The sequence below is a fragment of the Campylobacter showae genome, assembly GCF_963515975.1.
Lineage (GTDB): Bacteria > Campylobacterota > Campylobacteria > Campylobacterales > Campylobacteraceae > Campylobacter_A > Campylobacter_A showae_F.
Genome location: NZ_CAUPZM010000016.1, coordinates 1 through 23,108 on the forward strand (window position 1 = coordinate 1; position 23,108 = coordinate 23,108).

Genomic DNA, 23,108 nt, shown 5'->3' on the forward strand with positions numbered 1-23,108 from the left:
TGCGCTCCTTTATTAAACTTTATTCAAGTATTTTTAGGAGAAAATGCTAAATTAAAATTATTTGGAGTATCATGAGTATTTACGAGCTAAAACCCAAATTTCAAAACCTGCTTCGTCCGTTAGTAAAGCATCTTTATAATGCCGGTATTACGGCAAATCAAGTTACGCTTATAGCCTGCATTATCTCCATTTTATTAGGTGCGCTACTTGCTAAATTTTCCGATATTTCAGCGTTATTTTTTCTGCTACCTATTTGGATGTTTTTACGCATGGCGTTAAATGCTATTGATGGTATGCTGGCCCGTGAGTTTAATCAAAAAACCCCGCTTGGAGGCTATCTGAATGAAGCTACTGACGTTATTTCTGACGCCGCGCTTTATTTGCCGTTTGCTTTCGTGGCACCATTTGGATGGGGCATTATCGCGTTCGTTATCTTTTTAGCCTTTATGAGCGAGTTCTTAGGCGTTCTAGGGCAGGTGCAGGGTAGCGGTAGGCGTTATGACGGCCCTATGGGCAAGAGCGACCGCGCATTTGTGTTCGGGCTTATAGGCACTATATATGCAGTATTTGGTCAGCTACCCTCATGGTTTAGTTGGGCGCTTTATGCGGTGGCGCTTTTGCTTGCGCTTACCTGCATAAATCGCATCAGAATGGGTTTAAAAAGCTAGTCTAATAAAATACGCGGCATAAATTTGAGAAATGAACTAAAAATAGGATGACATTTTTTTGCAAATTTATGCCTAGACTCCCATAAATCAAACGATATAAATCCCAAAACAATATTCCACTGCAATGCTATAACACTTGGCGTAGTTTACGGTTGCGGGTAAATTTGTTTAAAAGTTTTATAAAGCGCTAGCATGGGTTTAGTAGGCAAGCAATAAATCGCAATCCGCACTCAGATAAATTATTTAAAAATAGCCAAAAAATGTAGCATAGTCATGGAAAAACTTTATCAAAAAGATAGCCAAATTTACGGACGACGCAAGCTAGTCAAATTTAAAATAAGAGCTTGCGATAGCCGTACAAAAAACTAAATTTGGCGAGCATGTCAAATTTATAAACTCGGTTTTTGCTAAAGTTATCTTATTGCTAAGGCAAACGCGTTTATGGAATTTAAAGCAGAGGAGCGAGCGGGTATTTTTGTTTGGGTGTAGGTCTGGTTAAGATGCTTTTTAATAAGCAAAGACCACGTAGCACTCGTGTTGTAAAACGAAATTTGCCGCCGGCCGAAATTTTAAATTTTAGCGAGCGCAAGCGGATTTACAAGCGCGAACGGCGGCGAAACGGGCGCGCAGAATTTCTCACGCGCCCGAAAAGATTGCCCGAGCGATAGTTATTCGCCCAGGAAGTATTTCAAATCCGCCTGTGCGTCGCTGCTGATTAGGCGAAGGCCGAAATTTTGCACCAAAAAGCCCAAAATTTCATCGTTGAAAAACTCAGGCACCGTAGGGCCCACGTTGATATTCTTAACGCCTAGGCTAAACAGCGCAAGCAGGATGATGACCGCCTTTTGCTCCATCCACATCAGCACGATCGAGACCGGCAGGTCGTTTACCGCGATGCCCGTAGCCTCGCTAAGCGCAAGGGCGATCTTGACCGCGCCGTTGCTGTCGTTGCACTGGCCAAGGTCGATATAGCGCGGAAGCTCGGTGCCGGGCACGTTTCCGAAATCCACGTCGTTGAAGCGGAATTTGCCGCAGCTGGAGGTCAAAATCACGCAGTCCTTCGGCAGGCTAAGCGCTAGCTCGCGGTAATACTCGCGTCCTTTGCCCGGCGCGTCGCAGCCGGCGATGACGAAAAAGCGGCGGATTTTGCCTGACTTGATCGCGTCTAAAATTTGCGGCGCAAGGCTTAAAATCGTCTTGTAGTGTCCGCCCGTCATCAAGCTCTCGTCGCTATCCATGCTCACGTCGCCGCACGCAAGCGCGCACTCGATGAGCGGCGTAAAATCGTCGTTTTGGATATGTTTGATCCCGTCTGTGCCAGCGATAGAGTAGCCAAACAGCCTGCCTGCGTAGCTACAGGACGAGCGAAGCGGCACGATGCAGTTAGTAGTCATCAAAATAGCGCCTTTAAATTCGTTAAAAAGCTTGGTCTGATCGAACCACGCCTTGCCGACGTTGCCCTTTAGGTGCGGATACTTGCGAAGCTGCGGATAGCCGTGCGCAGGAAGCATCTCGGAGTGGGTGTAGATATTGATGCCTTTGCCCTCGGTCGCTTTTAGTAGCGCCTCAAGAGCGTGAAGGTTGTGTCCGCTAACCAAAATCGCCTTGCCTTCGACTTTGTTTTGGCTTACCTTAACCGGGGTCGGTACGCCGAATTTTGCGGTATGCGCCTCGCTTAAGATATCCATCATCTGCACGCCCGCACCTCCGACGGCCATCAGCTGCGCGATATGCTCGTCAAAGTTAAAATTTGAGTTCGTCAGCGTGAAATACAGCGTATCCGCCATAACGGTATCGACCGCGCTAGTATCGGCGCCGAGCTCGTGCGCGTGGTGGCGGTAGGCGCTAAGGCCCTTAAGTCCGAAAACCATAGCGTCTTGAAGCAACGCCAGCGTGGAGGTTTTACCGCAGGTGCCGCGGTCTTGGCCTTTGGCGCCGCAGCCCTCGGGCGCGCTCATTTGACACTGATGGCAGAACATCTCTTGATTGTAACTCATAGAAAACCCTTTATAAAAAATTAGTTATGGATTTTAAGATTTTATTTATAATAACGACTTGATCGCTGTCAAGAAACGGCGAAAATTTATCAAAATTATTTATAAAATGAGAATTTAAATTTTACGAGCCAAATTTGAGTTCTTGCGGCGGCTGGGGCATTATCAAATTTGAGTCAAATTTTAAAATTCCAACGACAAAATCGCGAGCGGCACGGTCTATAACTCGGATAGTAAAATCGCTCAGCAAACGAGCCGACGCTATGGCGCGATGGCAATCTTGACGGCTCTACGAAGTCAGGGTGGTTGCGGGAGATCGGCGGGCTGTGTAGCCAAACTCGCTAACGCGCAAAACGATCAAGAAACATGGGTCGGCAAATTTAAGGGTATTTCTCCAAGGCGTAGCAACCGTAGGGGCAAGGAGACAATTGCTTGCTTCGCTTAAAGAATACGAATTTTAGGTATAATACCGCAAAAATACAAAACAATCGAAGCGATATTTCTATAAAAGAAATTTATCATATTTTTAAAATCGATAAGGGGTTTTGTAGACGGCAAGCTAGAGTCGCAGCTAAATCTGCCTAAGTTTCGTTAAGCTTATATTTGGAGTATCATGAGCGTCTACGAGTTAAAATCCCGAGCTTCAAAACCGCTTCGTTCGCAAGCAATTGTCGCCGCAAATCTGCGCTACTCGTCAAATTTGACGCGCAAACAAGGCAAATTTAACAAAAAGGACGAAAGATGAAAGAGTTTTTAGCGGCCGCGCTTGATTTTATCCTTTGCCGTATCACTATATTTATCACGGGCGTACGGCCGCCGCAGGAGCTTTTAAATATCGGCGAGGGTACTAAAATTTACTACGCCAACCACGCTAGCCACGGCGATTTTTTACTGATTTTCGTCTCACTACCTTACCGTGTGAGAAAGCGCGTGCGTCCAGTTGCGGCGGCGGAGTACTGGGAGAGCGGGCCGGTGCGCAGGTTTCTTGCTAAAAACGTGTTTAATATGGTGCTAATCAGCCGTCACAAAGATCCGCTAGAGGCGCTAGCGCAAATGAGCGAGGCGCTAAAAACGCACTCTCTCATCATCTTTCCCGAGGGTACGCGCAAGACGGACGACGATCTCGCGCTACAGCCGTTTAAAAGCGGGATCTTCCGTCTGGCGCAGCAGTGTCCCGCCGTCTCGTTCGTGCCCGTATGGATCAAAAACGCGAGAAACGTCCTGCCTAAGGGTTTTTTCGTGCCTATTCCGCTACTTTGCGAGCTGATAGTGGGCGAGGAGATAACCTACGGCGGCGAGAGCAAGGGCGAGTTTTTACAAAAGGCGCAGGACGCGCTGCTAGCGATGAGCGATGCACAAAATGATAGAACGAAAGCATAGCGCGGCGGCTTCGGCCAGAGCGGTAAATTTGAACCCCGCAAACCCGTCAAGCGCGCGAGAAAATTCGGCCAATATTTTTTGCGACGACTTGGGGCTTGGAGATAAAATTTGCAGCACTCGCCCTAAAGAATTTGAGCGCGAGATGAAGCGGTCAAACGAGCGAGGTAAATTTGCGACCGATTTTTACGGCAAATTTGACGGCGAGTCTTTGAGAGCGGCGGCTAAAAGCGTCAAATTTAAAAACAAAACCCAGGCTAAAACGCTCGCCTCGCCGCAAATCAAATTTGGCCCAAGCACGAGCCAAAAGCGCGAGCTTTTTTCGCTAACAAATTTAACCACCCAAACCTCCCGCACGGCAAACCAAGCGCGCGTAAATTCGGCCAGCTCGGAGCGCTTCAAAACATACGTCAAATTTAGCTTTAAATTTAACCAAAAGGCACTAAAATGAACCCGCAAAATCATATATTAAATCTATTTTTAGGACTCATCGCGGTGCTAGTCGTCTCTAGCGCCGTTGCCTTTATGCTAAAGGCGAAATTCGGCGCCGAGAACAAAACCATTGCAAATTTGACCTCGCGCATAAACGCCTGGTGGGCGATGATTTTGGTTATTTTCGCGTTTACGTATATGGGCAAAAACGCCGTGATATTTTTGTTTTTGCTCGTGTCTTTTGCCGCATTGCGCGAGTTTTTGTCGCTCATCTACATCCGCAGGGGCGATCACATCGCGCTCGTGGCGTGCTTTTACGTGATTTTGCCCGCGCAGTATATATTTATATATGCTGATTGGTACGCGATGGCGATGATATTTATCCCGGTTTACGGATTTTTGTTTTTACCGATTTTGGCGGCTATTTGCGGCGATGCGGCATATTTTTTGGAGCGCTCGACGAAGATCCAGTGGGCGCTGATGATCTGCGTGTTTTGTATTTCGCACATCCCCGCGCTTCTTTTGCTGGATCTTAAGCAAGGTAGCGGCATGGAGCTGATGCTGTTTTTGATCCTGGTCGTGCAGTCTAGCGACGTGCTGCAGTACGTCTGGGGCAAGCTTTTTGGCAAACGCAAGATCGCGCCTAGCATCAGTCCGTCTAAGACGGTGGTCGGCTTTGCGGGAGGGGTTCTTAGCGCTAGCGCACTGGCTGCGTGTCTGCATCATCTTACGCCTTTTGGCGCGGTAGGAGCATTTTTCATCGGGCTTGCCGTTTGTATGATGGGCTTTTTAGGAGGGCTCGTTATGTCTGCGATCAAGCGCGATCTAGGCGTCAAGGACTGGGGTTATATGATCAGCGGGCACGGCGGGATGCTTGACCGTATGGACTCGCTGTGCTTTGCGGCGCCGATATTTTTTCACATAGTTAGATATTTTTACGCGTGAGGTTTTGATGAAAATTTGGAGCAAAATTTTACTTTTAGCGCTGGCGGCGAATTTTGCCTTTACATTTTCGGCCGAAAAGCTCGTACAAGACGCTAGAGCGCAGGTCGGACGGACGCTGTTTTACGATCCTTCGTACTCAAGGCTAGCCTATCCGATGGGCGACGTGGATATGATAAAGGGCGTTTGCACCGACGTCGTAGTTAGGGCGCTGCGCGGACAGGATATCGATCTGCAGCGGCTCATCCACGAGGACATGAGCGCAAATTTTAGCACCTATCCAAAAAACTGGGGCGCGAAAAAGACCGACAAAAATATCGATCATCGCCGCGTGCCAAACATCGCGACCTATCTAAAACGCAAGGGCTACGAGGCGAAAGGCGAGTTTAAAGCCGGCGATATCGTGACGTGGCGGCTGGATAACGGCAGGCCGCACATCGGCATAGTTTCGGATAAATTTGCCGCCGACAAAACTCCGCTCGTGATCCACAACATCGGGCTTGGCGCGCAGGAAGAGGACGTGCTAAAGAGTTACGAGATAACGGGGCATTTTAGGATAAAATAAGTAAAAAAATCGATAAATTTAAGCAAGAAAGGCGAAAAATGGAGTTTAAAGAGAGCTATTTTATAACCAGCGACGGGGCGAGGATATTTTACAGATATCGCCTTGCTAGCGACGTAGCGTGCGAAAACCCGGGCGCAAATGAAGTAAATTTGAGCGAAGATAGTAAATTTAACGGATCAAATTTGGGCGTCCAAACTGCAAACGAAATGTCAAATTTGACTAGCGAGCAAGCAGGCGGCTCGAATGAAAATGCGGAGCTAAATTTAAGCGGCGAAGATAAACCCGGCGAGCAAAATTTACCAAACGGCGGCGAAAACTCGGACTCAAATTTAAACGAAACCGGCAAATGCGCTGCGTCAAATTTGAGCGAGACGCCTAGCGAAAACGCCGAGCAAAATCTCAAATTCAAAGCCGCGCCAAACGCCAAAGCCGTAGCGATATTTCACCGCGGGCACGAGCACTCGGGTAGGACGACGCACGTAGCCGAGGGGCTAGCGGACGAGAGTTTGAGCTATTTTGCGTGGGATCAGCGCGGACACGGCAGGAGCGACGGAGAGCGGGGCGACGCGCCGAGTATCGGCCGCCTCATCGCCGACGTGGACGAGTTTGTGGCGCACATCGAGCAGAGATTTGGCTTTGAGACGCAAAATCTAGCCGTGATAGCCCAGAGCGTGGGCGCGGTGCTGGTCTCGGCGTGGCTGCACGACTACGCTGTGCGCGTTCGCTGCGCGGTGCTGGCTAGTCCGGCGTTTAGCGTGAAGCTTTACGTACCGTTTGCGAGAGCGGGTCTAAAGGCGATCTACCGCGCTCGCGGAAATTTTTTCGTAAACAGCTACGTCAAGGCCCACTATCTCACGCACGACAAACAGCGTCAGGCCAGCTACGACGCCGATGCGCTCATCACTCGCGCGATCTCGGTGCGCATACTACTGGGGCTTTACGAAGCGGCACGGCGCGTGGTTTCGGACGCCGCCGCGATCACGACGCCTACGCTACTGCTAATCTCGGGCGATGATTGGGTCGTGGAGCACGCCCCGCAGCACGAGTTTTACAACTCTCTTGGCGCGCACGTAAAAAGGCGCGAGATTTTAGACGGATTTTACCACGATACGCTGGGCGAGAGCGAGCGGGAGAGGGCGTTTGAGATCGTGCGCGAGTTCGTCGGTGAGCGCTTTAGAGCGCCTTTTAGCGAGGTGGACTGCACGCATGCGGACGAATACGGCTTTAGCCGCGAGGAGGCCGATAGGCTGGCTACGCCGCTACCGAGATTTAGCCTGAAAAATTTGCGGTTTAAATTTCAGCGGATATTTATGCAGGCGGTTTCGCCGTGGGTCGGCGGGCTAAAGATCGGCGAAAATACCGGCTACGATAGCGGCAGTACGCTTGACTACGTATACCGAAACGAGCCGCAAGGGGCGAATAAATTTTTTAAATTTATCGACAAATTTTACCTAAACGCCATCGGCTGGCGCGGCATCAGAGAGCGCAAACGAAATATCAAGCTAGCTATCGATCAAGCCGTGGCAAAGCTACAGGAGCGAGACGAGCCGCTACGACTGCTCGATATCGCCTCGGGTCACGGCAGATACATACTAGACGCCGCGCAGGGGCATAAATTTGAGCGCATAACGCTGCGCGACTATAGCGACATAAACGTAAAAGCCGGTAGCGAAATGATAAAGGAGCGCGGGCTAGAGGACATCGCGAGCTTTACGCAGGCAAACGCCTTTGATGCCGCTAGCTACGAGGGCCTGCAGGACGCATATACGCTAGGCGTCGTGTCGGGGCTGTTTGAGCTCTTTCCGGATAACTCAGTCGTGCGCACCGCGCTACAAGGCTTTGCAAGCAGCGTAAAAAGCGGCGGCTACCTCATCTACACCAATCAGCCGTGGCACCCGCAGCTTGAGATGATCGCGCGCGCTCTATCTAGCCACAGGCAGGGTGCGGCATGGATCATGCGCCGCCGTAGCCAGGCCGAGATGGATCAGCTCGTGGCAAAGGCGGGATTTAAAAAGGTGAAAGAGTGGATAGATGGGGATGGGATATTTAGTGTGAGTTTGGCCGTTAAAATTTAGCCTTTTGCGGCTTGTCTTTTGAGCGTCTTTGAATGAGCTAGAAATTTTCTCCCTCGATGAACCAAATGTTCTATCTTCGGTCGAAAATTTTCTTCGCAACATTCAAATCCATCTCAAAATACTTCGCCTTAACTTTTTATGTTCAAATTTGAAGTCAAATTTTGCTCGCCGAGACCCGCACCCCAAAAATGCTAAACTAAAAAACGTGCGGCGCGACAGCGCCACATAAACCTGCACGCAGTGCAGCAACATCTCACGTCGTAGGGGTTGGGGGATCGTTAAGGGGGAAGGGAGCTCTTTTGCTTCGGCTTTGCCTCGCAACTGCTAGCAGAGCGTAATTCAAGCCCCTTCCCCCTTAACAAGAAAGACTAAAATCCAAATTTGACAAAACCAAATTTAGCATTTTTGCGGTGCGGGTCTCGGCGGCTAAAATTTACGCCAACCGAGCGATATCGGCGATTAAGCCGTAAAAGCGCAAATCCACTAAAATTTGATAGAATTAGCAAAAAGGCAAAAATGAAAACGAAATTGTTTTTATCGCAGCTGGCCGCACTAGTCGTCGTTGCGGCAATATTTTACGCTAGCTACGGTGCCACGAACGCCCTCGCGAGCGCTCGCGCAAACGTGCCCGAGATTTATTTCGCGTGGGAGCGCGTGGTGCCGTTTTGGGCGTGGAGTATCGTGCTGTATTGGTCGCTAAATTTGCTCTACGCGCTTGGATTCTTCCTCTGCCGTGACGCCAGGGAGCTCGCGCGCTACGTTACGCAGCTGCTGGCCGCGCAGATGATCGCGACGCTGTTTTTTATCGCTTTTCCTCTGCAAATGTCGTGGGAAAAGCCCGCGGTTTCGGGCCTTAGCGGCTTTTTGTTCTCAAGCCTCGCCGTCTTTGACCTCCCGTTTAATCAAGCTCCGTCGCTGCACATCATACTTTGCGTCGTGGTGGGCGCATTTTACCTTCGCAAGGCGCGCGCGGTTTGGCTTAAGGCGGCGCTTGTCGCGTGGTTTGCGCTCATCGGCCTTAGCGTGCTGACCACGTATCAGCACCATTTTATCGACATTCCGACGGGGCTGGCTGCGGGCTGCCTCGTGCTACTGATTCGCCCGCTGGAGGGCGCGCCGCTTAGTTTTGCTATAGCTAGGGAGCTCACGCGCTACAAATGGGCGGCGCTATATATGGGACTCGCGTTTTTGACGCTTTTTGCGGCGATTTTGGGAGCTAAAATTTGGGGCGCGTGGATGCTGTGGCTATCGTGGGCGAGCCTTAGTTTTGCGCTGGTTGCTTGCGGTTACGCGTTTTTAGGCGCGGGAGTTTTTGCTAAAAACGAGCAAGGCCGTCATGCCGCCGCGGCTAAAGCTTTACTGTTTCCCTATCTTTGCGTCGCGCGGTTAAATGCGCTTTTTTGGCTGCGCGGACGCCGGCTTTCAGACGAGATTTTGCCCGGGCTGTATCTGGGCTCGGTTAAGCAGGCGGGCAAATTTGACGCGGTGCTAGATCTCGCGGCTGAGTTTGAGTGCCCTGGCGGCGCGCAAATTTACGCAAGCGTGCCTATGCTAGATATGATAACGCCCGGCGCGGACGAGCTAAAACTCGGCGCGGACGAGCTTGAACGGCTCGTAAAAAGGGCTCTTTGCGGCGGCGAAAATTTACCGCAAATGGTGGCGGAGATAGGATCAAATTTTAGCTCCGAAGCAAACTACGCGCACGGGCGAGATTTTAAATTTCACAGGCAAGCGAGCTCGCGGCTAAATTTGCTAGCGCGCGTCGCGGCAAACGAAGGCGAGGAGCAAACTCTCACGGACTCAAACGAACGAGCCGCCGAAGCAAACGATAAAAAGGTGCTGGTCTGCTGCGCGCTTGGCTACGGCAGGAGCGCGTCGGTGCTGCTTGCTTGGCTGGTGATTTACGCGGGACTGGGCTTTGACGAGGCGCTAAATTTGCTAAAATCTCGCCGCGAAAAGATCGCGGTCGCTAGCTCGCTGCGCGATCGGATAGCGCGGCTGGCTGCAGAAGTCCGCGAAATTTGAAAGCGGACTAAAAATCGGCTAAATTCGCAAAAGCAAGCGCGGCAAATTTAAGCGCGAAATAGACGCAGGCCAAATTTGATCAAGTCCGGTTTGGGGGATCAAATTTAAAAATCTGAAGGCTAGAAACAAGCGGCATTGTAAATTTCTCGGCAAAAACGAACGGAAATTTAACCAAACGCCCAAAATGAGGAGAGAAAATGACGAATGCGGAGCAAAACGAAAAATCGGCGCAAGGCGGGGAGCAGGAATGCTGCCAAAGGACGGACGATGGGGCTTTGGCGCTGGTTACGGCTAGATTTTTAGCGACGCACAGGCTGTTTTTCTTGTTAAATTTACTTCAGCTAGCCGTCTGCCTTACGATTTTTACGCATTTTGCCGTTATTGCGGGCTTTTTGACGGCTTTTGCGGCTCTGTTTTATCTGCACGTTAGGTTGCATTTTGATGCGCTGATTTTTAGAGATTTTGCGGACGGGAGGCTTTGTTGCGGTAAATTTGACGCGGCGCTTGCGGAGCTAAATTTAGCTAGCAAGCCGCCCAAAATCCGCGATATGAAAAATCGCTGCGCCGGAGCTTTGCGGCTATATAAATTAACGGCCGCGCTTACTCTCATCGCCATCGTCGCGGCTTTGGCGGGCTACTATTTGGGCTAGGTTTAGGAGACAAATTTGACCGCAAAATTTGACTTCCGCGGCCCGTAGATTTATGGGGTTAAAAGATAAATTTAGGCGCAAACGGTTAAATTTGCGCCCGAGGTTTATTTGATATTTTCTAGCGTGCTGCAGCTCTGAGCCGAGCCTAGATCGCAACCTTTTTTGAAGTAAATTTTAGCCTTTTCAAGATCTTTTTCGACTCCGCTTTGGGCCGGCGGCATGTAGTATGTGTAGCCCACAAACAGACATGACTCGACTAGGCCTTGCTCGCAGCCTTTGTCAAAATACTCCGCGGCTTTGGCAAACTGCTTTTCTTGATAGTACGCAGATCCTGCGTATTCGCATCCGAGAGCGATCTTTGCTTCGCAAGCTTTTGCGGCGTTGTCTTTATCTTTTACGTATTTTCCGGAGGCTTCATGCTCTTTTTTCGTGAAGGCCAGGAGATAGTACTCGTACGCTTTTGCTTCGTCTTTTTTGCCGTAGGTATCGTCTTGGTAGATTTCGCCTAGCTTCGCGCATCCGTCAAACCTTTCGCCTTGGCAAATTTGGCTTAGGATTTCGACGGCTTTGTCTATATTTTTCTCCACGCCTTTGCCGTCTCTGTAGCCCATCGCTACAAATTTACAACCGTCGTCGTAGCCGCTACTGCAAAGTTTTGAAAATATCTCAAAGCCCTTTTTAGGATCGTGCTCGGCGCCGTTTTTGCCCTCGGTGTACGAGTAGCCCGTCCATAGGCATCCTAAATTTTAGCCCAGATCGCAAGCTTTTTGGTGGTATTTGACGTCTTGTTTTTCGTAAGCGTAATCTATACAAGCCGCCGCGTCGTTATTTTCGCAACCTTTTTCAGCGCTTACTGTCGTTTTGTCTTTTACTTTGTCGCAGCAGTTGCTTCTCTTGCCGAACGATATCTCGCAGCACTTTTCATAGGCCTGCTTTGCGAGGCCGGAGTCTTTTTTGACGTCGGAACCCTTGCCAAACTCATAAAGCTGCCCAAGCTCCTTGCAAGAAGAATCAACCTTTTCTTTATAGCAGCCTAGCTTAAAGTAGTTCTCCGCGTCCTTCCACTGGCCTTTTGATTTTGCGGCCAGGCCGTCGTTGTGATTCGGTCCGGCCTGTGCTACCGACAGGTAACAAAATGCTAAAAACAAGGTTAAAGCTAACTTTTTCATAAGGCCCTCCTTGCGAGTAATCTTAAGCATTTAGCCTGTTTGCTATGTTTTTAACCTAAATCACGACCACTTCGGTTTTTAGCTGGATGTCAAATTTTTCTAAAACGCGCTCGCGGGCTAAATTTATGAGTCCCGTCACGTCCGCAAAGGTCGCGGCATTAAAATTTACGATGAAATTTGCGTGTTGTTTGCTAAATCTAGCTCCGCCTATCGCGTATCCCTTTAGCCCTGCCGCTTCGATTAGTCTGCCCGCGTAGTCGCCGGGCGGATTTACAAAACAACTGCCAAAGCTAGCGCCCTTTGGTTGATTTGCGCGCTTGGCGGCAAAATCGGCGGCGAGCGCCGCGTCAAATTCGCGCGAAATTTTAAACTTGGCGCCGAAAATCGGCTCATCTATCCCGCTTTTTCGGTAGCTAAAGCTTATCCTCTCGCGCTCTACCCAGCCGCGTCCCAGCCGCACAGCAAGCAGGTCGTCGCTGATACTAACGCCGCAAAGCCCCGCGTTCATTTTGGCGAGACCTCCAAGCGTGCCTGGGATATTTTGCAAAAACTCAAATCCGCCGATGTTATGCTTTTTGGCGAAGTTATAAATTTTGCCCGACTTCGTCGCAGCGCCGATACCAAGCACGTCGCCGCTCAAATTTATATAATCAAACGCGCCGCCTAACATCATCATCGCGGGCGGGTTTGGCGATACGAGCAGGTTGTTCGCGCCGCCTATCATCACGCGGCCGGCAAATTCAGGCTTTAGCGCGTCTTCAATGCTTTCTAGCACCGCCACCTCGTGCACGCCGCCCACTCGCACCGAGCTAAATTTGGAAAAGTCTATAAGCTGCGTCATTGCACGAAATTCGGGATAAACTCTATCATGCGCGTCGTGAAATCGACCATCATCGAGACCATCCACGGCATCAAAAATATAATCACGACGACGACGAGGATGATTTTGGGCACGAAGCTTAGCGTCATCTCGTTTATCTGCGTCGTAGCCTGAAATATACTGATGATAAGGCCCGCCGATAGGCCCGCTAGCAGCATCGGGAAGCTTAGATAAAGCGCTATCTTAAAGGTTTCGATACCGAGTTCTATGAGCGTTGATTGCATTAGCTAAACCTTATATCGTTGTACTCGGTCGGCACGAGGTAGTTTTTCGCATCGATAGGCAGCGGGTAAAATCCGCGCTCGTAGCCAAGCGCAAAAAGCCTATCTACCGCCTTTAGCTGCGTTTCGTTCATCGAGACGGAGCTGTCGTTTGCGTAGAGATTTAGGTAGGTTTTTAGCTTTTCTTTATCGACGCGGATGAGATTTCGCTCCATTAGCATGTGCGACAAAAAGGGCTTATGCGCGGTGGCGATACGCACGCCTTCGGTTAGCACGCGCTCGCACTCGATGGCGTCCGTTATCGGCAGGCTGCGACGAACCGCCATACCTCCTAGCGGCAGCGGCAGATTTTCGCCCGCTAGCTCGCTCCAGATATCCCAGATCTCGCGCTCCACGCAAAGCTCGTCCGAAAAGTCAAGAATGCTCTCGTGTATCAGCACGCCTGCGTCCACTTCGCCGCTTAAGACCGCGCCCTCGATGTCGAGAAAATTTTTATAAACTATGCGCGCCTGCGGGTATGCCATGCGAAAAAGTAGGGCGTTTGTCGTGTGTTTGCCGCTGAGCGCGACTTTGAAATTTCGCTTTAAGACCGCGCCCTTTTTCTTAACTAGCTTTGGTCCGTAGCCCTCGCCAAAGCTCACCGCCGTGCGTAAAAGCGCGTATTCGTCGCAGATAAGCGGATATAGCGCGAAGCTAATCGCCGTGGCCTCGTAAGTGCCCTTTAGCGCCTCGTCGTTTAGCGTCTGGATATCAAGCGCGGTGGCGCTAAATTTTAGATTTTTGGAGCTCACCCAACCAAAATCAATCGCCTTATACATAAAAATATCATCCGCATCGGGCGAGTGGGCGACGTTTATATGCTTAAAAATCTTCAAATTTTATCCTTTTTGCTCCGCTTTAAATTTCGCGCGCGGCTAGATTGCGAAATTATAGTAAATTTTTGCTACAATCCCCATAAAAATGCGGAATTTATAAAGAAAAATATGGAAAATCAGGCGTATTTAAAAGAGCAAATTTTAACTTATCTTGGCAACAAACGCTCGCTTTTAGGCTTCATCGAACAAGGCGTAAATATCGCAAAAGAGGCGCTTGGTAAAGAAAAACTAAGCTGCTGCGACCTTTTTAGCGGCAGCGGTATCGTGTCGCGGTTTTTAAAATCCCACGCAAGCTTCATCATCGCAAACGACCTGGAGCTTTATAGCCGCGTAACAAACGAGTGCTACCTCGCAAACGCGGACGCGGGATTTAAAAAAGAGCTTGATTTTTGGCATGAAAAACTAACGCGCGAAATCGGCGCAAATTTGCGTGAGGGCTTTATCTGCGAGCTTTACGCGCCAAAAGACGAGGCAAATATCTCGGCGAGGGACCGCGTCTTTTACACTAGAAAAAACGCCGCCTACATTGACACTGCGCGCCAGATTATCGAAGCGCTAGTGCCGCAGCAGCTGCGCGTTTTTTTCGTCGCTCCGCTGCTGTATTCAGCTAGCGTGCACGCTAACACCAGCGGCATTTTCAAGGGTTTTCACAAAAACAAGGATGGCCTTGGGCAGTTTGGCGGACGCGGCAAACACGCGCTATCTCGCATCACGGCAGACATCAGCCTGCTTAAGCCCGTTTTTTCAAATTTTAACGTCGAATTTGACGTGCAAAGACGAGGCGCCCAGGAGCTTGCCGCCGAGCTTCCGCCGCTTGATTTAGTCTATCTTGATCCGCCTTATAACCAGCACCCCTACGGCTCGAACTACTTTATGCTAAATTTGATCGCTAGCTACGAGCGTCCGAGCGAAATCTCGCGAGTTTCGGGCATCGCTAGAGGCTGGAACCGCTCGGTGTTTAATCAAAAATCAGCCGCCGCGCCGGCATTTTTCGAGCTGGTCTCAAAGCTCAAAGCTAAATTCGTGCTCATCTCGTTTAACTCCGAGGGCTTCATCGCGCGCGAGGAATTTAGCCAAAATTTAGCCGGGCTTGGCGAAGTGCGAATTTTGGAGAAAAAATACAACGCCTTTCGCGGAAGCAGAAATCTAGCCAGCCGCCCGACGCACGTGAGCGAGCTGCTTTATATTTTAAAAAAAGCGTAAATTTAGAGCAAATTTGACCATACTCAAACCCGTCTCAAATTTACGCGAATAATCAAAAATTCATCTCAAATTTGATAAAATCAGCACGATTATTTTAAATTTAAGGAAGCCGATGGCAAAAGAAAAAGAAGAGAAAAAGATAGTCCCGCCGACAAACGATTCGGACAAGAAAAAGGCCTTAGACGCGGCTTTAAAGCAGATAGACAAAGCATTTGGCAAAGGTACGCTGATCCGCCTTGGCGACAAACAAGTCGAGGCGATAGATAGCATCTCGACCGGCTCGCTAGGACTTGACCTAGCCCTTGGTATAGGCGGTATCCCAAAGGGTCGTATCATCGAGATTTACGGACCTGAGAGCTCTGGTAAAACGACTCTGACGCTACACATCATCGCCGAAGCGCAAAAGACCGGAGCCACGTGCGCCTTTATCGACGCCGAGCACGCTCTAGACGTGAAATACGCGGCAAATTTGGGCGTAGATACCGAAAATCTCTACGTTAGCCAGCCCGATTTTGGCGAACAGGCGCTTGAGATCGTAGAAAACCTCGCTAGAAGCGGCGCGGTCGAGCTTATAGTCGTCGATAGCGTCGCAGCTCTAACGCCAAAAAGCGAGATCGAGGGCGACATGGGCGATCAGCACGTAGGCTTACAAGCGCGACTTATGAGCCAAGCGCTGCGCAAACTCGCGGGCGTCGTGCACAAGATGAACACGACCGTGATATTTATCAACCAAATTCGTATGAAGATCGGCGCGATGGGCTACGGTACGCCTGAGACCACTACGGGCGGTAACGCGCTTAAATTTTACGCCTCGGTGCGCCTAGACGTGCGAAAAATCGCCACGCTAAAACAAAACGAAGAGCCTATCGGCAACCGCACGAAGGTAAAAGTCGTAAAAAACAAGGTCGCGCCTCCGTTTAAAACGGCGGAATTTGACATAATGTTCGGCGAGGGTATCAGCCGCGACGGCGAGATCATCGACTACGGCGTGAAGCTCGATATCATCGACAAAAGCGGCGCGTGGTTTAGCTACAAAGCCGCCAAAATCGGCCAAGGCCGCGAAAACGCAAAAGCCTATCTCAAAGAGCACCCCGAGATATCAGACGAGATCGTAGCGACGATAAAAAACTCGATCGGCCTAGATAAGCTAATAAGCGGCGCGGGCGGCAAAGATAGCGACGACGAAAGCGAAAGCATAGAAGAAAATACGGAGGAATAAAAAAATGGTATTTATAGAAGACGTAACCGCGATAGAAGTACTTGACAGTCGCGGCAACCCGACCGTGAAAGCGACCGTGGCTCTAAGCGACGGCACCGTAGCAAGCGCGATAGTCCCAAGCGGCGCAAGCACGGGCAAACGCGAGGCGCTGGAGCTTCGCGACGGGGGCGAGAGATACTGCGGCAAGGGCGTACTAAAGGCCGTTGAAAACGTAAATTCGCAGATCGCGGAGGCTGTGATCGGGCTGGATGCATTTGATCAAAAGGCGCTTGATGATGAGATGAGAGAGCTTGACGGCACCGATAACTACTCAAATTTAGGCGCGAACGCCGTGCTTGGCGTATCTATGGCGGTAGCGCGGGCAGCGGCCAAAAGCCTTGACGTGCCTTTGTATCGCTACCTGGGCGGCGCAAACGCTAGCGTACTGCCGGTGCCGATGTTTAATATCATCAACGGCGGCGCGCACGCGAACAACAGCGTGGATTTTCAAGAATTTATGATTATGCCGTTTGGATTTGATAAATTTAGCGACGCGCTGCGAGCGGCGAGCGAAATTTACCACACGCTAAAAGGCCTACTAAACGCGGCGGGTCACAGCACGGCAGTGGGCGACGAGGGCGGATTTGCGCCGAATTTAAACGATAACGAAGAGCCGATCAAACTCATCATGCAAGCCATCGAAAAAGCAGGCTACAAAGCAGGCGAGCAGATCAAACTAGCCCTTGACGTCGCAGCTAGCGAGCTGTACGAAAACGGCAAATATAAGCTTGAAGGCAAGGAATTTAGCAGCGAAGAGCTGATCGAGAGATACGCGCAGCTTTGCGAGAAGTATCCGATATTTTCGATCGAAGACGGCCTAAGCGAGGACGACTGGGCGGGCTGGGCGAAGCTAACGGCGAGGCTTGGCTCTAAAGTGCAGCTCGTGGGCGACGATCTATTTGTAACGAACGAGAAAATTTTACGCGAAGGTATCGCCAAAGGCGTAGGCAACGCGATCCTAATAAAACCAAATCAAATCGGCACGGTTAGCCAAACCATGCAGACGATCCGCCTAGCTCAGCGCAAAGGCTACCGCTGCGTGATGAGCCACAGAAGCGGCGAGAGCGAGGATAGCTTTATCGCGGACTTCGCCGTCGCGATGAATACGGGCCAAATCAAAACGGGCGCGACCTCAAGAAGCGAACGCAACGCAAAATACAACCGCCTGCTTGAGATCGAGCGCGAGACGGACGAGTTTTTGGGAAATCAAATTTGAGCGAAGTCCTAGACGAATACGTCGAGAAAAAGCCTTTTGATTTCAGGCTTTTTCTCAGATTCACGCTTATAGCGTTTTGCGTGATATGTTTTGGTATCTACGTGGGCAATATAATCTTTGGCAAGCGCTCGCTAGACGTGATGCTAAGCCTGCAAGAGCAAAAAACGCAGCTAGAACGCGACGTCGAAACGCTAAAAAAACAAAATGCCCAGCTGCAAAAGGCGTATTTCGAGCTAAAAGAGCTTGAGCCTAGCAGCGGCGGGTAAATTTAGCTTTATAAATTTAAAAACGGGGGAGTTATGAAAATCGGTAAAATTTGGCTTTTGGCGCTGGCCTGCGGGCTGGCTTTTGGCAGAGAAAATCCTTTTGCGCCCTCGGGCGATGTAAACGCGAGCATGGCTAGCAGCAACGTCGTGGAAAATTTGCCGCCTTTTGAGAAGCAAAATTTCAAATTTCCCGCCGACGCTAGAAACTTCATCTCCGTCACGCTAAAATACAAAAGCTTAGACGGCAGTATCAAGGAAAAAACCGTCGATATAAACAAAAGCATCTCGTGGCAGGATGAGTTTTTGCTAAGCAAGATCGCAGTGCCCGTCGTCGTAGAAAAGCCCGACGTCTCGGTCACTAAAGAGGAGCCAAAAGCCGCCGCGATAGACGTCGCGCCAAAGCCTACCGAGCGCAACATGACCACGCAGGAGCCGCTAAAAGACATCGTCATCAAGCCGCTTGAAAAGCCGCAACCGCAAAAGCAAATCGTCTATAAGCAGACGAAATTCGAGATCTATCCGATGCAGATCAAGATCCTCACGACCGACGAGAAGCTAAAGGACTATTCTATCAGCAAAGGCACCAAAGTCGTGATCGACTTCGCTTCGCAAACGGACGTAAACACGAGAAAAGACGAGCTTGACTGCGGCGCGTTTAAAACGGCTCTTTTTGGCTCTCACGGTAAATTTTACCGCGTAGTTTTTGATCTCGACGGCAGCTACAAACACGAGATCGAAAAGACGCAGGACGGATATCTGCTAAAGCTTTCTAGATAAATTTGATTTTTACGCGCCGAGCTTTCGGCGTGTAAATTTGCACCGATAATTTCTCGCGGTGAGGGTTAAATTTGAGCCTTCGCCGCTCTTTTTTAAATTCGGCTTTTAAATTTAGCCGAATTTGTCTTTATTTAAATTTCACCTCATTTTTCAAATTTACCGCCCCCAAATTCACTCAAATTTAACCGCCCTTTGGCTAAGATTTCGCAAATTTAACGAAGCAAAAAGGATCAAATTTGCACGCCTTGCTAAAAATATTTAAAACCGTTTTATACGCCGCGCTATTTTTAGGACTTTATCTTTTGGCGGATAAGTACGGCTTGTTTGCTAAATTTTAGTTTTCATTGCTGTGGCGGAGGCTATCGGTAATCCCGCAAATACCGTCATTAATCTTCTTAAACAAATCGCCGCTGATTCGTCAAACTCGGTCTTTATTATATAAAATAAAACTAAAATTTCAAATCTAATTTAGATATTTTAAAAACAAATTTCGGTAATATTGCATTAGGCAAAAATTTTATCCGAAAGGAGCTGTTATGAGCGGTATTGCTCTCATCGTCTGCTTCGTCATCGCGGTCGTCGTTATGATCGTGCTGATTTCTAAGTTCGGGGTTCACCCCTTTATAGCGATCATGCTCGTCTCGCTAGCTCTAGCCGTCGTCGCGGGTATCGACCTGGTCAAGGTTCCCGCGATCATCGGAGAGGGATTTAGCGGGATATTTAAAAGCATAGGCATCGTCATCATCCTGGGCGCGCTCATCGGTATGGCGCTAGAAAAGACGGGCGCGGCGCTAAAGCTAGCCGATATGGTCGTGCGCTGCGTAGGCGACAAGCGCCCCGAGCTAGCCATGCTCATCATGGGCTGGATCGTGGGTATCCCGGTCTTTTGCGATAGTGGCTTTGTGGTGCTAGATCCGATCCGCCGCGCTATAAAGGAAAAAATCGGCGCCAACCCCGTAGCTATGGCCGTCGCGCTCTCGTGCGGCCTATACACCTCGCACGTGTTTATACCGCCGACGCCGGGCCCGATAGCGGCTGCCGGACTCGTGGGCGTGGGGCACAACCTGCTGCTAGTCATCGCCGTGGGCGCGGTCGTTTCGATACCGGTTCTCATCGCGGGCTATCTTTTTGCTAAGACTGTCGGTGCAAAAGTGAGCCTAAAAGAGGATCTCGCAGACGTGGGCAAGAGCTACGACGAGATCATCAAAGAGCATGGCAAGCTGCCTTGCGCGTTTTTGAGCTTGGCGCCGATTTTTATGCCGATTTTGCTGATGGCGCTGGGTTCGGTCGTCTCGATACTAAAGCTAAAAGGCTCGTTTGCAAATTTCGTTTTATTTTTGGGCAACCCGATCATCGCGCTTGGCGTCGGCGTGCTATTTGCCGTTATTCTGCTAGCTAAGACGGGCAAGCTGGGCGAATTTAACTTCATGACCAACGAAACGCTAAAAATCGTCGGACCGATCCTTTTCATCACGGCTGCGGGCGGCGTGCTAGGTAACGTCATCGCTAAGGCGGGCTTTGTCGAGTTTATGAAGGCAAACGCCCATCTTATCGGCACCGTGGGTATATTTTTCCCGTTTGTTATCTCGGCTATCATCAAGACCGCTCAGGGCAGCTCGACCGTGGCGCTTACGACGACGGCCTCTATCATGGGGCTTTTCACCGATAGCGGCTCGATGATGAGCGCGCTGGGGCTAACTAGCGAGATGGGCGCGGTACTAACGGTTATGGCGATCGCTGCGGGCGCGATGACGGTTTCGCACGCTAACGATAGCTACTTCTGGGTCGTTACGAACTTTAGCAAGATGTCGCCGGAGCAGGGCTACAAGACTCAGACGATGCTTACATTTATAATGGGTATCGTGGGTATGGCGACGGTTTGGGTGGCGTCGCTGATTTTGCTGTAAATTTGACGGCTAAATTTGAGTGCGGTTTTGGCGTGACGAGACTGCACTCTTTACGGTATGAATGGTAAATTTTCAAATTTGTCCGCCCAGACCCGCATCTTGAAAATGCTGAATTTTGATTTAGTAAAATTTGGCATTACGTGCTAAGCTTTTTTGTTAAGGGGGAAGGGGCTTAAATTACGCTCTGCTTTGCAGTTGCGAAGCGTAGCTGAAGCAAAAGAGCTCCCTTCCCCCTTAACAATCCCCCAACCCCTACGACGTGAGAGGTTGCTGCACTGCGTGCAGGTTTGTCTGGCGCTAATGCGCCGCGCGTTTTTAAATTGACAATGAAGCTAAATTTGGCTCGCGATTTAAAACTAAATTTGATAAAATCTGACCGTAAAATTTAAGGCGAAGTATTTTTTCTTTAGACGAGGCGGAAATGAGTCGAGCGAGGGCGCATACATATAGTATGTAACCGAGCTTCGGCGAAATTTCTAACGAAGTATAAAGGAAAAAGACGAGCCGCTAACAAAAAAGGAAAATAGATGAAAGTATTAATAGCAATCGACTCATTTAAGGGCTCCCTCAGCTCCCTCGAGGCCGGCAACGCCGTAAAAGAGGGTATCGAAGCTTTAGCCGGTGAGATAGATGAGGTGACGGTTAAGCCCATCGCGGACGGCGGCGAGGGTAGCGTGGTGGCGCTAGCGGACGCGTTAGATGGCGAGTTTATCGATGTCATCGTGCAAAATCCTCTCGGCGAAAAGATCCCCGCCAGATACGCGCTAGCAGGCGAGCTGGGTATCCTTGAGATGGCGTCTTCTAGTGGGCTCATGCTGGTGGAAAAAGAGCGCCGAAATCCGATGAAAACGAGCACTTACGGCTTTGGGCAGATGATTTTGCATGCTATTGGCAAGGGTGCGCGTAAATTTATCGTCGGTATCGGCGGCAGCGCGACGAACGACGCGGGCACGGGTATGCTAAGCGCGCTGGGATACGAGTTTTTTGACGAAAACGGCGAGCTGCTCGAGGGCAAAGGCGAAAACCTCATAAAAATCACGAAAATCTCAAACAAAAACGTAGTGCCCGAGCTGCAAGAGTGCGAATTCCTCGTGGCTTGCGACGTGGATAACCCACTCTTTGGCAAAAACGGCGCGGCCTACGTCTACGGCCCGCAAAAGGGCGCGGACGAGCAGATGGTAAAGGATCTAGACGCTGGGCTTATCAGCTTTGCGAGTGCGACGAGCGAGCACTTTTCAAGCGAATTTTGGAACTTCAAGGGCGCGGGCGCGGCAGGCGGGCTAGGGTACGGGTTTGTGAGCTACCTAAACGCCAAACTAAAGCCCGGCATCGACATCATCATGGAGGAAATCCGCCTCGAAGAGGACGTGAAAAACGCCGATCTAATCATCACCGGCGAAGGGCGACTGGACTTTCAAAGCTCGATGGGCAAGACACCGACCGGAGTGGCGAAGATCGCCAAAAAATACGGCAAACCCGTCATCGCGCTAGCCGGTAGCGTGTCGCCGTGCGCGGGCGGCTGTAACGAGAACGGCATCGATGCGTTTTTTAGCGTATTAAACGAGCCTGTGAGCCTAGAAGAGGCGATGGATAAGCAAACCGCGACGCGCAACCTAAAAATGACCGCCCAGCAGGCATTGAGGCTATATTTGCTAGGACGTAAGGGGTAAATTTACGCTTTGTTGCGGTGACGGGGCCGGCGAATTTATCTATTTGCCGGCTTGAGCTTTGTTTGCTCGGTATGATTAGCGAGCCTGAGCGGATGCTTTGTATTTTGCCGCAAATTTGCCTTTCGGCGCGGCAGTTTTGCGTATTTTTAAATTTGCAAATTGATCTAGTAAATAAGTAAAATTTGCGGCGTTAAAATCAAATTTTACGTTTGAGTTTTTAGCGCGGCGGTTTCGCTCTGAGTCGTAATGCGCGACCGAATTTACAAAAACCTAGGCTAAACTAAAATTTAACAAGCTAAAGCCCGAAAGCAGGCTTTAGGCTTATTTTGGAGTTATTTTTCTTTAGCTTCGACTTCGATCTCTAGCTCGACTTTGTCAGATAGCGTGATCTCAGAGGTATCTAGCCCGATCTCAAAGAGCTTGCGTTTGGTTTCGCCCTCTAGGCTAAAGCCGATTTTTTCCTTACCGTTTTTATCCGCTGTAAAGCCGCCAAGCTCGAATTTTAGCACCACGGGCTTAGTTACGCCGTGCATCGTGAGCGTGCCCACGACCTTGCCTTCCGTGTCGCTTTCTTTCTCAAATTTGACCATTTTGTAAGTGATTTTGTCGAATTTTGCCGCGTTAAAAAAATCCGCGCTTCGCAAGTGCTCGTCGCGCTTCTCGTTTTGCGTATTTACCGAGGCGGTCTCGATGGTGGCCTCGAGTGCTTTTAGCTCCTTGGAGTTTTTGTCGTAGTCGATCATGGCGTCAAATTTGCCGAAATTTCCGCTTACTTTTGAGATGCTTAGATGCTTGATCTTAAAGCCGACGCTGCTGTGCGACTGGTCGATCTCATAGACTGCGGCGTTTGCGAAGCTCGCTGCTAGCGCTGCGACTAGCGAAAATTTGATTAGTTTTTTCATTTTTTCTCCTTGCGATTTTGGTTTGAAAGTGTATTT

Annotated in this window: 23 protein-coding genes; 16 read left to right on the forward strand and 7 right to left on the reverse strand. The window is 49.9% G+C overall.

The genetic code is table 11. The features are described from left to right. Positions 1–71 precede the first annotated feature (71 nt). Complete coding sequence (locus tag RWM02_RS06770) at positions 72–668, forward strand: CDP-alcohol phosphatidyltransferase family protein (RefSeq protein WP_122862391.1); 597 nt, start codon at positions 72–74, stop codon at positions 666–668. A gap of 668 nt (positions 669–1,336) precedes the next feature. Here the strand turns inward: RWM02_RS06770 and hcp are convergent. Continuing rightward, on the reverse strand, positions 1,337–2,665 hold the full coding sequence (gene hcp / locus RWM02_RS06775) for a hydroxylamine reductase (RefSeq protein WP_314070420.1): 1,329 nt from the start codon (positions 2,663–2,665) through the stop codon (positions 1,337–1,339). 610 nt (positions 2,666–3,275) lie between these two features. Here hcp and RWM02_RS06780 point away from each other — a divergent pair. The 8 genes from RWM02_RS06780 to RWM02_RS06815 all read left to right on the forward strand — a co-directional run bounded on the left by RWM02_RS06780 (position 3,276) and on the right by RWM02_RS06815 (position 10,728). Beyond that, positions 3,276–3,407, forward strand: a complete 132-nt coding sequence (locus RWM02_RS06780) for a hypothetical protein (RefSeq protein WP_314070423.1) — start codon at positions 3,276–3,278, stop codon at positions 3,405–3,407. After that, the gene (locus RWM02_RS06785; protein WP_314070426.1) at positions 3,404–4,042 is read left to right on the forward strand and encodes a lysophospholipid acyltransferase family protein; all 639 of its coding nucleotides are present in this window, start codon (positions 3,404–3,406) and stop codon (positions 4,040–4,042) included. Before RWM02_RS06780 ends, RWM02_RS06785 begins: the two co-directional genes overlap by 4 nt. Beyond that, on the forward strand, positions 4,023–4,490 hold the full coding sequence (locus RWM02_RS06790; protein ID WP_314070429.1) for a hypothetical protein: 468 nt from the start codon (positions 4,023–4,025) through the stop codon (positions 4,488–4,490). The genes RWM02_RS06785 and RWM02_RS06790 overlap by 20 nt, the downstream gene beginning before the upstream one ends. Next, positions 4,487–5,416, forward strand: a complete 930-nt coding sequence (locus RWM02_RS06795) for a phosphatidate cytidylyltransferase (protein ID WP_314070432.1) — start codon at positions 4,487–4,489, stop codon at positions 5,414–5,416. The genes RWM02_RS06790 and RWM02_RS06795 overlap by 4 nt, the downstream gene beginning before the upstream one ends. A 7-nt stretch (positions 5,417–5,423) precedes the next feature. Further along, on the forward strand, positions 5,424–5,978 hold the full coding sequence (locus RWM02_RS06800; protein ID WP_314070435.1) for a DUF1287 domain-containing protein: 555 nt from the start codon (positions 5,424–5,426) through the stop codon (positions 5,976–5,978). A 38-nt stretch (positions 5,979–6,016) separates the two neighbouring features. Continuing rightward, positions 6,017–8,053 carry a bifunctional alpha/beta hydrolase/class I SAM-dependent methyltransferase gene (locus RWM02_RS06805; protein ID WP_314070437.1) on the forward strand — a complete coding sequence of 679 codons (2,037 nt, stop codon included), beginning with the start codon at positions 6,017–6,019 and terminating at the stop codon, positions 8,051–8,053. 516 nt (positions 8,054–8,569) lie between these two features. Continuing rightward, positions 8,570–10,078, forward strand: coding sequence for a dual specificity protein phosphatase family protein (locus RWM02_RS06810; protein WP_314070440.1), 1,509 nt, complete (start codon positions 8,570–8,572; stop codon positions 10,076–10,078). Positions 10,079–10,275: 197 nt separating this feature from the next. Next, positions 10,276–10,728 (forward strand): hypothetical protein, encoded by a 453-nt coding sequence (locus RWM02_RS06815; RefSeq protein ID WP_314070442.1) that lies wholly within the window; start codon positions 10,276–10,278, stop codon positions 10,726–10,728. A gap of 104 nt (positions 10,729–10,832) precedes the next feature. Here the strand turns inward: RWM02_RS06815 and RWM02_RS06820 are convergent, their stop codons facing one another. The 5 genes from RWM02_RS06820 to RWM02_RS06840 all read right to left on the reverse strand — a co-directional run bounded on the left by RWM02_RS06820 (position 10,833) and on the right by RWM02_RS06840 (position 13,873). Further along, positions 10,833–11,339 (reverse strand): tetratricopeptide repeat protein, encoded by a 507-nt coding sequence (locus tag RWM02_RS06820; protein ID WP_314070444.1) that lies wholly within the window; start codon positions 11,337–11,339, stop codon positions 10,833–10,835. Positions 11,340–11,474: 135 nt separating this feature from the next. After that, positions 11,475–11,897, reverse strand: a complete 423-nt coding sequence (locus RWM02_RS06825) for a hypothetical protein (protein WP_314070446.1) — start codon at positions 11,895–11,897, stop codon at positions 11,475–11,477. Positions 11,898–11,952: 55 nt separating this feature from the next. Next, positions 11,953–12,738, reverse strand: a complete 786-nt coding sequence (locus tag RWM02_RS06830) for a UDP-N-acetylmuramate dehydrogenase (RefSeq protein ID WP_314070448.1) — start codon at positions 12,736–12,738, stop codon at positions 11,953–11,955. Beyond that, positions 12,735–13,001 carry a flagellar biosynthesis protein FliQ gene (fliQ, locus tag RWM02_RS06835; protein WP_002953589.1) on the reverse strand — a complete coding sequence of 89 codons (267 nt, stop codon included), beginning with the start codon at positions 12,999–13,001 and terminating at the stop codon, positions 12,735–12,737. Before fliQ ends, RWM02_RS06830 begins: the two co-directional genes overlap by 4 nt. Continuing rightward, positions 13,001–13,873: a menaquinone biosynthesis family protein gene (locus tag RWM02_RS06840; RefSeq protein ID WP_390887746.1), complete on the reverse strand. Its 873-nt coding sequence runs from the start codon at positions 13,871–13,873 to the stop codon at positions 13,001–13,003. The genes fliQ and RWM02_RS06840 overlap by 1 nt, the downstream gene beginning before the upstream one ends. A gap of 108 nt (positions 13,874–13,981) precedes the next feature. Here RWM02_RS06840 and RWM02_RS06845 point away from each other — a divergent pair, with 108 nt between their 5' ends. The 7 genes from RWM02_RS06845 to RWM02_RS06875 all read left to right on the forward strand — a co-directional run bounded on the left by RWM02_RS06845 (position 13,982) and on the right by RWM02_RS06875 (position 22,170). Next, the gene (locus tag RWM02_RS06845) at positions 13,982–15,076 is read left to right on the forward strand and encodes a DNA adenine methylase (RefSeq protein ID WP_314070450.1); all 1,095 of its coding nucleotides are present in this window, start codon (positions 13,982–13,984) and stop codon (positions 15,074–15,076) included. Positions 15,077–15,188: 112 nt separating this feature from the next. Further along, entirely contained in the window at positions 15,189–16,295 is a 1,107-nt protein-coding gene (gene recA / locus RWM02_RS06850; RefSeq protein WP_314070453.1) for a recombinase RecA, read from the forward strand. Between the two features lie 4 nt (positions 16,296–16,299). Then, a complete protein-coding gene (gene eno / locus RWM02_RS06855) occupies positions 16,300–17,550 on the forward strand; it encodes a phosphopyruvate hydratase (RefSeq protein WP_314070455.1) in 1,251 nt (416 codons plus the stop codon). After that, positions 17,547–17,816 (forward strand): FtsB family cell division protein, encoded by a 270-nt coding sequence (locus tag RWM02_RS06860; protein ID WP_002953583.1) that lies wholly within the window; start codon positions 17,547–17,549, stop codon positions 17,814–17,816. The genes eno and RWM02_RS06860 overlap by 4 nt, the downstream gene beginning before the upstream one ends. Before the next feature lie 33 nt (positions 17,817–17,849). Then, positions 17,850–18,593 (forward strand): AMIN domain-containing protein, encoded by a 744-nt coding sequence (locus RWM02_RS06865; RefSeq protein WP_314070456.1) that lies wholly within the window; start codon positions 17,850–17,852, stop codon positions 18,591–18,593. A gap of 536 nt (positions 18,594–19,129) precedes the next feature. Continuing rightward, a complete protein-coding gene (locus tag RWM02_RS06870; RefSeq protein ID WP_314070458.1) occupies positions 19,130–20,500 on the forward strand; it encodes a GntP family permease in 1,371 nt (456 codons plus the stop codon). 527 nt (positions 20,501–21,027) lie between these two features. After that, positions 21,028–22,170 (forward strand): glycerate kinase family protein, encoded by a 1,143-nt coding sequence (locus RWM02_RS06875; protein ID WP_314070460.1) that lies wholly within the window; start codon positions 21,028–21,030, stop codon positions 22,168–22,170. 332 nt (positions 22,171–22,502) lie between these two features. Here the strand turns inward: RWM02_RS06875 and RWM02_RS06880 are convergent, their stop codons facing one another. Next, the gene (locus RWM02_RS06880; protein WP_314070463.1) at positions 22,503–23,072 is read right to left on the reverse strand and encodes a YceI family protein; all 570 of its coding nucleotides are present in this window, start codon (positions 23,070–23,072) and stop codon (positions 22,503–22,505) included. Between the last annotated feature and the right edge of the window lie 36 nt (positions 23,073–23,108).